Here is a 12981-nt window from a genome sequence, read left to right as displayed (position 1 = left end):
TAGCTTAATAATCATAAAGTCTTTAAAGGAGTTAAACATTAAGCTCTCGCTAGATGATTTTGGTACAGGTTATTCAAGTTTAAGTTATCTTACAAAAATTCCCCTTGATACACTAAAGATTGACAGATCCTTCGTCATGAATATGACAGAAGGAAGTAATAATGAAAAAAACGTAGTGAAAATGATAATAAATCTTGCAAAAAATTTAAATCTTAAGGTTTTAGCTGAAGGTGTTGAAACTGAAGAACAATATAAGATTTTAAAAGAGTGGGGCTGTGACGAATATCAGGGTTATTATTTTTCAAAGCCATTACCTGCCGATAAATTTGAAGAGCTATTTATTGGTACAAATAAATAATATTATCAATTTGTGAAATAAATATAATTTTATTATTGACATATGTAAATAATTATAATAATTAAAATAATTAAAATTATAATATAAAGTTAACATCTATTTATATTAGATGTGAGAGATTTGTTGTGGCACATTTGAAAAATTCTAATGATTTTCTTATTGGTATTAAAGACATTGATGAACAACATGAAAGAATTATGAAATATTTAGAAGATACAGTTTTTAAAATAAAAAATGGGACAACAAAGAAATTAAATCTATGGAGATTGAGAAAGTTAAATGTTACCGTTGATGAACATTTTTATACTGAAGAAAAGCTTTTAAAAAAATATAATCATCCGGCTTTGGAAAAACAAATGAAGGAACACAGTGAGATAATTGAGAAATTTAGAAAATTATATAATCTTTTAGATCTAAATATAGTCATTGCACTCCCAGAGCATATCCTTAATGACTTAATAGATACTGTTAAAAAGCACATAATAGAAACAGACAAGACTACCTTTGAAGACATAAAACGTTACGAGCAAAATATTAAATTAAAATAATTCCATTATTTTACAAAAATTTTACAACTATTAAATAAAAAAATATCATAATTAAAAAAATAATAGTGAGGAGGTTAATATGCCTATAATTATATTTGAAGGCTCAATGGCTGTAAATATTAAAACAATTGATGAGCAACATAAAAAATTGGTCGATTCTATAAACAAGCTTAGTGCTGCTATGAAATCTGGACGAGGAAAAGATGTATTAGATGATATTCTTATTGATTTATTAGCATATGCGGAATATCACTTTGAGAAAGAGGAAGAATTGTTTGAAAAATATAACTACCCCGATAGTGACAAACATATCGAAGAACATAGATCTTTCAAAGAAAAAGTTGTAAAATTTAATAATGAATATCAAGAGAAAAAAAATTTAGGGATAACTTTAGAGGTTCTCAATTTTTTAGCCGATTGGCTAAGGAACCATATTAAAAAAACTGATAAAGCATATGCTAAGTTTTTTAATGACTTAGGTGTTTATTAAAGAGTTTATTAATTTCATACGTTAAAAATCTAAAAAAATATGCTAATTTAGCTTAAAGATATAAATAAAGTTATAGATAAAGTTATAGAAGAAGCAAAAGTAAGTTTTGCCTCTATAATTCTATAATTATCCTTAATGTATAGTTAAAAAAAATTGCATTTTGCAAATATTAATTAATAGTTATAGAATTTAAAAATAAAAAGTCATATAATTTTAAATTATTATATAAATGGCTAAAACTACAAACATAAAAAATAAAATCTATATTAGTGAAATTTTTACATCTCACCAAGGAGAGGGCATATTAATCGGTGAATTAATGTTTTTTATAAGATTGAGTGGTTGTAACCTATCCTGCCTATGGTGTGATACTAAATATGCAAATAAAGAGGGTAAATTATTATATATAGAAGAAATTGTAAACAAATTAAAAGAGGTTGAGTGGCAAAAGGGTAGGTGGATATGTATTACAGGCGGCGAACCACTCATGCAAGATAATACCTATTTATTGATTAAACAACTATTAGAATTGGGATATTCTATTTTGTTAGAGACTAACGGCAGTTATTCAATTAAAAATCTAATAAACATAGATAATCTATTAATAAGTATGGATATTAAATGTCCAAGCTCAGGAGAGGAAAACAATAATAGGTTTTCAAATATTAATCTCTTAAGGGTTAAGGATCAATTAAAATTTGTGATTAATGACGAAAGGGATTTTTATTATTCACAAAATATAATAAATAAATATAATCCTAGATGTAGTGTTATATTTCAACCACAAATTAGTTATAAATCCCCCGCTGAATTTAAATGGTTATTTGAGAAGTGTAAAAAGGAAAAAATATATGCTAAGATTATATTACAACAACACAAAATAGTATTTGGAGAGGTTAGAGGTGTCTAAAAACAAAGATGCTGTAGTTTTAATGTCAGGCGGTCTTGATAGTACAACATTAGCTTATTATATAAAAAGTGCAGGTTATAATATAAACGGCTTATCCTTTAATTATGGTCAAAAGGCTATTAAAGAATTAGAAGTAGTAAAAGAAATAACAAAAAGACTTAAGCTAAAAGAATTAAAGGTTGTCAATATTGACTTAGCTGCCACCTGTGGCTCAGCACTTACCTCAGATATAGATGTTCCAAAAGTTATAAATCAGAACAATTTTTTCCCTAGCGAAAATATTCCAATAACTTATGTTCCTGCAAGAAATATTATATTTTTATCTATTGCGTTAGCCTATGCAGAGACAATAGATGCTCAAAAAATTTTTTATGGGGCAAACTGTATTGATTATTCTGGCTATCCAGATTGTAGGCCTGCCTTTATTGAAGCCTTCAATAAACTATCTGAAGTAGGTACAAAAGCAGGTGTTAATGGCAAGGCTATTAAGATTGAAGCGCCATTTTTATATTATAGTAAGGAGGATATAGTTAAATTAGCTTTGAAATTAAATGTTCCTATAGATATTACATGGAGCTGTTATGAAAATAATGATAAACCCTGTGGCAGATGCGAATCTTGCTTAATAAGACAAAGAGCCATAGAAGAAGCCATTAAGGAAGTTGATAACTACTAAATAAGGGTTTACATTAAACTGAGATTGTAAAAATAATAAGAGCTCAAGAAAGAAATAAAGATCAATAAAACCCTATGAAATAAATAAATTGTAATTATGTCTAATCAACAACCCCATCAAATTCTTTATTCTCAATAACCTTTTCTATTTCATCTGGAACTTTAGAAAGAAAATCATAGTTGTTTAAATTATTAGCATCATATGTAAGTAAATGTTCAATATAGCCAACTGTATGAACATAACTTTTCCAATCACTATCAAGAGAGGTTTTGTTAGGAACTACTATTGCTATAACATCTGTATCATCACTTATCCTTGAGATATCATAGTCGCCATTATCTAAAATTACTGCTATTTTCCAAGTGGAAAGTGGTATTCTAACCTTTTCTTCATCCTTTATTGTTCCACTAGAACCATATACTCCTGCAATAATATAAATCTCTTTGTTTTTATTTCTAACAAGATCTCTCAAATAATTTTCAAAATTTACCCATACTCCTCGATTGTTAGCAGCTGTTTGAGGAACTATGTTAGTCATTATAAAAGTAGCTTTATTATCTTCAACTGTTTTTGTCCTATCAGCTGAAGGACACATATGCCCTCTATCTAAACCACCATTAGTATAATCACTATATTTAATCTTATACCAATCATCTGGTAGGGAAGCGTCTGTATAAAAATAGTCTGTTCTGCCTACATCTCCCATATCCTATTCGCTTAAATGCCAACTAACCCAATTAGGTATACCCGATTCATTATCATAGGATAATGAATATTGTTCTCTTTCAATTAGATAATTTCTATTTGATTTAATATCATGAACTGCATTTGTTGGATTGCCAAGTTCAAGGTTTCTGTCATCTGCTATTAAAGCTGAATAAAAAATAAATATTGAACTAAAGATGATGAAAAATAATTTTTTCATATTTTCACTCCTCTAAATTTTTTATTATTTTAATTATTACTAGGTAGATTTAATAAAACTGTTGATTTTTTGTAAAAGTTATTTAAAAAACATTTTTAGAGTTTTTTAATCTCGTGCTAATTTAAAGAATTGAAAGTAGACTCAACCTCCCATTAAGGAGAGGCTATATAGTTTTTGATGATATTGCATTTTAATATTAGTTTATCTACAACAACAATATCCATTTATTGACAACAGTAGATATTCTGCTATTATATAATAGATTTATTTGTAGCATAAAATGGTGTGATAATGGCTAAAAACCCTAATAAAAAGATAACAATTACAGATCTTAAAGAGAAAAAATATAGTGATAATAAAATAGCGTGCTTAACCTGTTATGATTATTATTCGGCAAAGATACTTGATAGCTGTGATATTGATCTTGTATTAGTTGGTGACTCTCTAGGTATGGTTTTTAAAGGTGAAGAAAATACATTATCAGTTACCGTTGATGAGATTATATATCATACAAAAGCTGTTAAAAGGGGTCTAAAAAGAGCTTTTTTAACTGCAGATATGCCCTTTGGTTCCTATCAGAAAAGCAGAGAATATGCACTTGAAAATGCAATTAGAATTATTAAAGAAGGTGGAGCTGAGGCAGTAAAATTAGAAGGGGGAGTTGAGGTTGCAAATATTGTGAGGGATTTGTCGAATTTTGGTATAAATGTAATAGCCCATATTGGTCTAATGCCTCAATATGTGCATAAATTAGGCGGTTACAAAAAACAGGGTAAAGAAGATAGGGTTAAAAATAAACTTTTAGAGGATGCTCTAGCACTAGAAGAAGCAGGGGCGTCTCTAATAGTATTAGAAGGCATATATCATGATATTGCATCAATTATAACAGAGAAAACTAAAATCCCAACAATAGGGATTGGTGCAGGTAGTGGTTGTGATGGCCAAATATTAGTTTTTCAAGATTATTTAGGAATAAATATTGATTTTATACCACCCTTTGTAAAAAAGTATGCTAACTTAGCTGAAGATATAAAAAAAGCAACTAATAAGTATATAGAGGAAGTAAAGAAAGGAGTCTTTCCTCAATAACTCTATGATTGTCCTTAAAAAAATAGATGAGTTAAAAAAAACATTAGATAAGCTAAAAGATGGCTCTATAGGATTTGTTCCAACAATGGGCTATATCCATGAAGGTCACTTAAGTTTAGTTGATAAGACTATAAGTGATTCAGATGCTGTTGTTGTGTCAATATTTGTCAATCCCTTGCAATTTGGGGCTGGTGAAGATTTTGATAGGTATCCAAGAGATGAAAATAGAGATTTAGCTATATTAGAAAAAAGAAATGTAGATATTGTCTTTATTCCAGATATAAAGGAAATGTATCCTGAAAATTTTTATACAAAAGTTGTAGTAGAAAAACTTACTAATAAACTTTGTGGAAAGAGTAGACCAGGGCATTTTGATGGTGTATGTACAGTGCTTTCAAAGTTTTTTAACATCATAAATCCTAACAAGGCTTATTTTGGTTTAAAAGATTATCAGCAATATATAATCGTAAAAAAAATGGTAGCTGATCTAAATTTTGATATAGAGATAGTTGGTATGCCAATAGTAAGAGAAAAAGATGGACTAGCAGTTAGTTCAAGAAACTACTATCTAAACAATAAAGAGCGAAAATCTGCCCTTTGCCTTTATAATTCATTTAATGTAGTAGATAAATATCTATTAGAAGGGGAAAGGGATGCAAGTAAGATAAAAAAATATGTAGAAGATTTTATAAAATCTCATAATTATACAAAAATTGATTATGTTGAAATTGTTAATCCAGAAAATCTTGAACCAATTAATATCATCTCTGATAAATTTTTATTAGCTTTGGCTGTTTATGTTGGTGGCACTAGATTAATTGATAATAAAATATTTTATATACAAGCTTAACCTCTATTAATAATTATTGTAATTTATTTATTATTTATGTTATAATATTTAACACATATGGATAAACAATTTGTCATTTTTAGTTTAGCTGGTGAAAAGTTTGCTTTTTCCATTGAAAATGTAGTAGAGGTTATAAAAAAAAGTGTAGTCGTAGATGTCCCCCGAGGATTAGAGTTTTTAGAGGGAATTATACACTTTAGGGGCAAGATAGTACCTGTTGTTGATTTAGCTAAAAGGTTTAAATTGAGTAACTCAAGTGAGGGTTCACAAAATAATGAGGATAATAAAATAATAATAATATCTATTAAAAATAAATATGTTGGTTTTGTTATTGATGATGTCGATAAAGTAATATCTATATCTGAAAATTTAATAGAAAAGAATGTTACTGGACAATCAATTAGTAGAAAGTTTGTTGAAGGTATTGCAAAAATCAACAGCGATCTAATTATAATAATTAATACAGCTAATCTTCTAACTAGTGAAGAGCAGGACAAAATGAAAAATGTATAAATGCAAAAAAATTTATATAATTTAAAAAATAAATTATATTTAATAAAAAATAACCTCAGGAATAGTAATCCTAAATATTATTTAAAATCTATTAGTGATGAACTTTCTAGATTATCACCAAATCTTAAAGAAAAATTAGAACACATAGATAAAAATAATGTTACTGCAAATCAAATAGATAGTTTACTAACTGAAACAATGCCTTTACTAAGTGATAAAGAAGAAAATAATAATAATTTAAGTGATATTGATATAGAAGAATTAAGTAGTACCCCTAATAAAACAATAAAATATTTAAAAAAATTTGGTATAAAAAGTATCTACGATCTAATAACCCATTTTCCATACAAGTATGATAGGTTAGTTGTTGACATAAATAGCAATGAGTCAGTCTTAAAAGGGATTTTACTAAAATATGATATTGTTAGAACAAAAAGTGGAAAAAAAATGTTACAGGCCTTCTTTAAAGGTCAAAACAATTTATATTTTTACATTATATGGCTACATTTTAACAAAAACTACCCTCTTTCACTTTTAAAAGAGGGTAAAAAATATTGTTTTTATGGGGTTATTCAACGTTTTAACTCAAGACCAGCTATTTTCCATCCAGAGTTTATAAATGATAGTGATATAAATACTGTTAAACCTATATATCAACTTCCTAAAAATATAAAGAAAAAATATTTCTATAATCTTCTAAACAGCGCTCTCTCAAAATATTTAAATATGTTTGAAGAAACATTACCTGCTAAAGTGCTTAATAAATATTCTTATCCAAATGTCTCTGAAGCTTTATATGTTATACATAAACCTAATATAGATGAAAATATAAATGCATTAGCTAATAAAACACATCCTGCTATTGAACGCTTTATCTATGAGGAACTATTATATTTACAATTAGGATTATTAACAAAAAAAGCAGATTATGAAAAATCTAAAGGTATAGCTCTAAATATAAAAAAGCAAGATCTATACTCCTTAAAAGACTTTATACCCTTTCCCTTAACAAAATCACAAAAACGAGTATTAGCTGAGATAATTAATGATCTAAATTCAACCAAACAAATGAATAGATTATTGCAAGGTGATGTAGGAAGCGGGAAAACTGTTATTGCATTAATTGCTTCAGTTTTAACTGTTAGAGAGAATCATCAAGTAGCTATTATAGCACCTACCGAGGTTTTAGCGGAACAACATTATTTAAATTTTATAAAGTATTTAGAGAAAAGCAATATCAAGATTGACTTAATTACTGGTTCAACTCCAAAAAAAGAAAAAAGTGAAATAAAAGAAAAAACAAAATCAGGTGTTAATGGTATAATTATTGGCACCCATGCTCTTATTCAGGAAGATATTCTTTTTAAAAGTTTAGGATTAGCAGTTGTTGATGAACAACATAGATTTGGGGTAATCCAGAGAAAACTCTTAATGGAGAAAGGCTATAGACCTAATATGCTATTAATGACTGCCACACCTATTCCAAGATCTCTAGCTTTAACCTTTTATGGTGATCTAGATATAAGTATTATTGATGAAATGCCTCCGGGGAGAAAAGAGGTTATAACAAAGGCCTATGAAGAAAAAGATATTGAAAAAGTTTATGAATTTGTAAGTAGGGAGCTAAAAAAGGGGTTTAAGGCATATTTTATATATCCCCTAATAAGTGAAAGCGAAAAAATTGCCCTTAAAGATGCAACTAGAAACTATGAAAAATTACAAAATATATTTGGAAGAGACATTGTTGGCTTATTACATGGAAAATTATCTGCCAATGAAAAGAGAGAATTGATTAGTTCTTTTAAATATGGCAAAATAAAAGTATTAGTTTCTACAACAGTTGTAGAGGTTGGGGTGGATATAAAAGAAGCCACAATAATGGTTATAGAAAATGCTGAAAGGTTTGGATTATCTCAGTTACATCAATTAAGGGGTAGAATTGGAAGAAATGAATATCAATCTTATTGTTTGTTAGTCTATAACGGAAAAAATCTTTCTGAAGAAGCAAGAAAAAGGATTGAAGCTCTTGTTAAATGCAGTGATGGCTTTAAGATATCTGAAACTGATTTAGAGTTGAGAGGCCCTGGGGATTTTTTTGGTGTAAAACAGTCAGGATTGCCTGATTTTAAATTTTCAAATATTGTAAGAGACCTCCTCATTTTAAATAGAGCAAGAAAGGATGCGCTAGATATCTTAGAAGATGATCCACAGTTAGAAAAAAAAGAAAATTTTATCATTAAAAATACGTTGCTAAATAGATGGAGCAAAAAATTAGAGTTAATAAATATTGGATAGTTATTTATATTAATAAGGGGGTAATATGCAGTTATTAAAATTAACTGAAGAACAGATAAAAAATATTAGCTCAACAATGGTTTTACAAAGGGCTGAAAATTATATAGGTCGCTTTTTTGATTGTGAATTTGATGGCTCAACAATTCGTGGTAAAATAAAAGGTAATCATGGCGTTTATAATGTTGAACTTAAGATAGATACTGACCCATTAGAATATAAATGCGATTGCAAAACTGCTCAAAAAATGTTTTGTAAACATGCAGCTGCATTGGGGTTGACCTATATATATACACCATGGATGTTTACTTCCACTGCAAAAATAGATAAAGAGGATATAAAAACTTTAAAAGATTTGGAGATTTATCTATGTAGTATTAAACTAAAAAACTTGGTAGAGGAATTAAAAAGAAAGGGGATAGAAGTTTCCAAATTAGTTGAATTAACGGGTATTCCAGTTCAACAGATATTTTCTATTGTAAAAGATGATCAAAATGGTAGAAATCATATATTAACAAAACCTTTAAAGTTAGCTTTTTTATATTTGTTAGAAAAAGAACTTAATAATTAATTAGGAATTTACTTTGCCAAAAAGAAAAGATTTAAAATCAGTCTTAATTATTGGATCAGGACCAATTGTTATTGGCCAAGCTTGTGAATTTGATTACTCAGGTACTCAAGCAATAAAGGCTTTAAAAGAAGAAGGTTTAAGAATAGTTCTAGTTAATTCAAATCCAGCAACTATTATGACAGATCCCGAGCTTGCTGATGCAACATATATTGAGCCGTTAGATGTAAATATTCTAGAGAAAATTATCAAAAAAGAAAGACCTGACTGTATATTACCCACAGTTGGTGGACAAACTGCTCTAAATCTAGCTTTAGAATTAGATAATGAAAGCATATTAGAGAGGTATTCAGTAGAGTTAATTGGAGCTAATATTGAATCTATAAAGAAAGCTGAGGATAGAGATCTATTTAAAATGGCAATGAGCAACATTAATTTAGATATACCCAAAAGTTTCTATGTTAAATCCTATAATGAGGCCTTAGACAGCGTTAACTTAATTGGCTTTCCTGTTATTATAAGACCTTCTTTTACACTTGGCGGAACAGGTGGGAATGTAGCATATAACATTGAAGAATTTAAAGAGTATATAAAATATGCATTAAATATTTCACCAGTAAATCAAGCTTTGATAGAGGAATCAGTCTTAGGATGGAAAGAATTTGAGTTAGAAGTAATGAGGGATCTAAACGATAATGTTGTTATTATATGTTCCATTGAAAATTTTGACCCTATGGGAGTTCATACAGGCGATAGTATAACAGTTGCACCTGCCCAAACATTAAGTGATGTAGAATATCAAAATATGAGGAATGGGGCTATTAAGATAATGAGAGAGATCGGGGTTGATACTGGTGGTTCTAATGTGCAATTTGCAGTAAACCCTAATAATGGTAGGCAGGTTGTAATAGAGATGAACCCACGCGTTTCTAGGTCTTCTGCGCTTGCTTCTAAAGCTACAGGATTCCCAATTGCTAAAATTGCAGCAAAGCTTGCCATAGGCTATACCTTAGACGAGATACCAAATGATATAACAAAAAAGACACCATCATCCTTTGAACCAACAATTGATTATACTGTTGTAAAGATCCCAAGATTTACATTTGAAAAATTTCCAGGGACAAAAAATGTTCTTTCTACCTATATGAAGTCAGTTGGCGAGGTAATGGCAATTGGTAGAAATTTTAAGGAATCACTACAAAAAGCTTTAAGCTCACTAGAAATTAATAGTTATGGCTTAGAAAGCATTCTTAAAGCTGATAAAAATAAGGATATAACCGATGAATTAATAAATAATTTAAAAACACCAAATGATAAAAGGATTTATTATATAGCTGATGCATTAAGAAGGGGTTTATCAACCGATGAAGTCTATGATTATACAAAGATAGATAGATGGTTCTTAGAGCAGATTAATGAAATAATAACTATTGAAGATAGATTAATGAAAGATAAAAATTTTATTAAGAATACTGAAAATTTAAAATTTATAAAAAGTATTGGTTTTACTGATAAGAGGATTGCCTTACTTACAGAAACCACAGAGGCTAATATAAAAAATCTAAGAAGATCAGCTAATATCTTACCTACTTACAAGAGGGTTGATACCTGTGCTGCTGAGTTTGAATCCTTTACCCCTTATATGTATTCTTCTTATGAGGATGAATGTGAGATAATTTGTGATAATAGGAAAAAAATTATAATATTAGGTAGCGGGCCAAATAGGATTGGACAAGGGATTGAGTTTGATTACTGTTGTGTTCATGCCTCAATGGCGTTGAGGGAAGAGGGAATCCAAACAATTATGATTAACTGTAATCCAGAAACAGTAAGCACTGATTATGATATATCTGATAAATTATATTTTGAGCCCCTCACATATGAACACGTTATCAATATAGTGGAAAAGGAGAAACCCTATGGTGTAATTGTTCAGCTTGGTGGTCAAACACCCTTAAAACTTAGCAATATTTTAAATAATACTGGTGTTAACATATTAGGCACTTCCCCTAATAGTATAAATATAGCTGAAGATAGAGAGTTGTTTAAGGAGCTGATAAATAAATTAAGATTAAAGCAACCAGATAATGGTATTGCGCGAAATTATGAAGAAGCATTAGCAATAGCTAATAAAATAGGCTATCCAGTCGTTGTTAGACCTTCTTATGTGTTGGGTGGAAGGGCTATGGAGATTGTTTATGATGAACACTCCCTAGAAGAATATATTGAAAAAGCAGTATATGCTAGTGAGGAGCATCCTGTTCTTATTGATAAGTTTTTAGAGAATGCTTTAGAGTTAGATGTTGATGCTATTAGTGATGGAATTGAAACTTATGTTGCAGCGATTATGGAGCATATTGAAGAGGCAGGTATACATTCAGGTGATTCAGCATGTTCAATACCATCAAGAAATATTGATTATGACACAAGAAAAGAAATAGAGAGACAGACCAAACAAATAGCAAAAGAACTTAATATTATTGGATTGTTAAATATACAGTTTGCCGTTAAAGGTAGTGATATTTTTGTTTTAGAGGTAAACCCAAGAGCCTCTAGAACAATACCATATGTTAGTAAATCTATTGGAATACCTTTAGCTAAAATCGCCACAAAAATAATGATAGGAAAAAAATTAAAGGAATTTAATATAAATATTAATAAAGAATTACATTATTATACTGTAAAGGAAGCAGTTTTCCCGTTTAATAGATTTCTAGAAACTGACCCTATTTTGGGTCCTGAAATGAGATCAACTGGCGAGGTAATGGGGATAGACGAGAACTATGGAATGGCCTATTTTAAAGCACAAATGTCAGCATTTAATAGACTACCCAAAGGTGGCACAGTTTTTATAAGTGTAAAAGACAGTGTAAAGACAAAAATATACCCTATAGCCAAAAAACTTCTATCTTTGGGCTTTAAAATTGTCTCAACAAAGGGTACATATAATTTTTTAAAGAGTAAAAATTTAATTGTTTCCCATGTCTTAAAGGTTAATGAGGGAAGACCTAATATCGTTGATTTAATTAAAAATGGCGATATTGACTTTGTTATAAATGTTCCAGAAGGCAAAAAATCGAGATTAGACACAAATTCTATTAGAAGCTGTGTTATTAGATATAACATACCCTATGTAACAACTGTTGAGGCAGCAGATGCTTCAGTCAAGGGTATAGAGGCATTCAAGAACGGGGAACTTAAAGTAAAAAGTCTTCAAGAATACTATAAAATATATGCAACAAATGAATAATATTGTTGTATATAATCAAAGACTCAATGATAAATATAACATATTAGGTTTTCATTCAAGCAATTTATCTAAAAAAGCAAAACCAGGCAATTTTTTGATGTTAAATACAAATATAAATAAAAATATAACTGATCCTCTCCTTAGAAGGGCCTTTGCAATATGTAATATAAAAGATGATATAGTATATATACTTTATAAAGTAATTGGTAAAGGTACAAAGAATTTAACTTATTATAAAAATGGCGATGTGATAGTATCAAGTGATATTTTGGGTAATAGTTTTAATTTAGGCTATACTAATAAAAAAATTGCATTAATAGCAGGTGGTATTGGTATTGCTCCTCTTTTATTTTTAATAAAATACATAGATAAAAGTAATGTAATCGATCTATATTATGGAGGAAAATCTAGTAATGATATATGTTTAGTTGATATAATAATATCATTTAATTCATTCAATACTTTAAATTCATCAACTAAACATATATCATTACTAGATTTTCCTCCATAAT

At 28.9% G+C, this 12981-nt stretch carries 14 protein-coding genes; 12 read left to right on the top strand and 2 right to left on the bottom strand.

Annotated features, from left to right (window positions below; genetic code table 11):
• The 5 genes from SVN78_04920 to queC all read left to right on the top strand — a co-directional run.
• Positions 1–358, top strand: a 358-nt coding sequence (locus SVN78_04920) for an EAL domain-containing protein (protein MDY6820945.1), incomplete at its 5' end; no start/stop codon positions are given.
• Between the two features lie 125 nt (positions 359–483).
• A complete protein-coding gene (locus SVN78_04915; GenBank protein ID MDY6820944.1) occupies positions 484–906 on the top strand; it encodes a hemerythrin domain-containing protein in 423 nt (140 codons plus the stop codon).
• Positions 907–985: 79 nt separating this feature from the next.
• Positions 986–1396 (top strand): bacteriohemerythrin, encoded by a 411-nt coding sequence (locus SVN78_04910; GenBank protein ID MDY6820943.1) that lies wholly within the window; start codon positions 986–988, stop codon positions 1394–1396.
• 229 nt (positions 1397–1625) lie between these two features.
• Complete coding sequence (locus tag SVN78_04905; GenBank protein MDY6820942.1) at positions 1626–2306, top strand: radical SAM protein; 681 nt, start codon at positions 1626–1628, stop codon at positions 2304–2306.
• 22 nt (positions 2307–2328) lie between these two features.
• Complete coding sequence (queC, locus tag SVN78_04900) at positions 2329–2982, top strand: 7-cyano-7-deazaguanine synthase QueC (GenBank protein MDY6820941.1); 654 nt, start codon at positions 2329–2331, stop codon at positions 2980–2982.
• A 100-nt stretch (positions 2983–3082) separates the two neighbouring features.
• Here queC and SVN78_04895 read toward each other — a convergent pair whose 3' ends face one another.
• Positions 3083–3688: a DNA/RNA non-specific endonuclease gene (locus SVN78_04895; GenBank protein MDY6820940.1), complete on the bottom strand. Its 606-nt coding sequence runs from the start codon at positions 3686–3688 to the stop codon at positions 3083–3085.
• 3 nt (positions 3689–3691) lie between these two features.
• Positions 3692–3907, bottom strand: coding sequence for a hypothetical protein (locus SVN78_04890; GenBank protein ID MDY6820939.1), 216 nt, complete (start codon positions 3905–3907; stop codon positions 3692–3694).
• Between the two features lie 291 nt (positions 3908–4198).
• Between SVN78_04890 and panB the strand changes: the two genes are divergently transcribed.
• From panB to SVN78_04855, 7 genes are read left to right on the top strand one after another with little or no spacing between them, the layout of a single operon-like run.
• Positions 4199–4996 (top strand): 3-methyl-2-oxobutanoate hydroxymethyltransferase, encoded by a 798-nt coding sequence (panB, locus tag SVN78_04885; GenBank protein ID MDY6820938.1) that lies wholly within the window; start codon positions 4199–4201, stop codon positions 4994–4996.
• Positions 4997–5000: 4 nt separating this feature from the next.
• Positions 5001–5846: a pantoate--beta-alanine ligase gene (gene panC, locus SVN78_04880; GenBank protein MDY6820937.1), complete on the top strand. Its 846-nt coding sequence runs from the start codon at positions 5001–5003 to the stop codon at positions 5844–5846.
• 57 nt (positions 5847–5903) lie between these two features.
• Complete coding sequence (locus SVN78_04875) at positions 5904–6359, top strand: chemotaxis protein CheW (protein MDY6820936.1); 456 nt, start codon at positions 5904–5906, stop codon at positions 6357–6359.
• A complete protein-coding gene (recG, locus tag SVN78_04870) occupies positions 6360–8654 on the top strand; it encodes an ATP-dependent DNA helicase RecG (GenBank protein ID MDY6820935.1) in 2295 nt (764 codons plus the stop codon).
• A 25-nt stretch (positions 8655–8679) separates the two neighbouring features.
• A complete protein-coding gene (locus tag SVN78_04865; protein MDY6820934.1) occupies positions 8680–9222 on the top strand; it encodes a hypothetical protein in 543 nt (180 codons plus the stop codon).
• 13 nt (positions 9223–9235) lie between these two features.
• Entirely contained in the window at positions 9236–12469 is a 3234-nt protein-coding gene (carB, locus tag SVN78_04860) for a carbamoyl-phosphate synthase large subunit (GenBank protein ID MDY6820933.1), read from the top strand.
• Positions 12462–12980: a hypothetical protein gene (locus SVN78_04855; GenBank protein MDY6820932.1), complete on the top strand. Its 519-nt coding sequence runs from the start codon at positions 12462–12464 to the stop codon at positions 12978–12980. Before carB ends, SVN78_04855 begins: the two co-directional genes overlap by 8 nt.
• Position 12981: the final 1 nt, after the last annotated feature.

Source organism: Deferribacterota bacterium, from assembly GCA_034189185.1.
Lineage (GTDB): Bacteria > Chrysiogenota > Deferribacteres > Deferribacterales > UBA228 > UBA228.
The sequence above is the reverse complement of the archived record's forward strand: the minus strand, read 5'-3'. Positions and strand labels throughout refer to the sequence as shown.

Coding starts and splice junctions, on each gene's coding strand:
- SVN78_04910 (MDY6820943.1), top strand. CDS start 986: ATGCCTATAATTATATTTGAAGGCTCAATGGCTGTAAATATTAAAACA.
- SVN78_04905 (MDY6820942.1), top strand. CDS start 1,626: ATGGCTAAAACTACAAACATAAAAAATAAAATCTATATTAGTGAAATT.
- queC (MDY6820941.1), top strand. CDS start 2,329: ATGTCAGGCGGTCTTGATAGTACAACATTAGCTTATTATATAAAAAGT.
- SVN78_04895 (MDY6820940.1), bottom strand. CDS start 3,688: ATGGGAGATGTAGGCAGAACAGACTATTTTTATACAGACGCTTCCCTA.
- SVN78_04890 (MDY6820939.1), bottom strand. CDS start 3,907: ATGAAAAAATTATTTTTCATCATCTTTAGTTCAATATTTATTTTTTAT.
- panB (MDY6820938.1), top strand. CDS start 4,199: ATGGCTAAAAACCCTAATAAAAAGATAACAATTACAGATCTTAAAGAG.
- panC (MDY6820937.1), top strand. CDS start 5,001: ATGATTGTCCTTAAAAAAATAGATGAGTTAAAAAAAACATTAGATAAG.
- SVN78_04875 (MDY6820936.1), top strand. CDS start 5,904: ATGGATAAACAATTTGTCATTTTTAGTTTAGCTGGTGAAAAGTTTGCT.
- recG (MDY6820935.1), top strand. CDS start 6,360: ATGCAAAAAAATTTATATAATTTAAAAAATAAATTATATTTAATAAAA.
- SVN78_04865 (MDY6820934.1), top strand. CDS start 8,680: ATGCAGTTATTAAAATTAACTGAAGAACAGATAAAAAATATTAGCTCA.
- SVN78_04855 (MDY6820932.1), top strand. CDS start 12,462: ATGAATAATATTGTTGTATATAATCAAAGACTCAATGATAAATATAAC.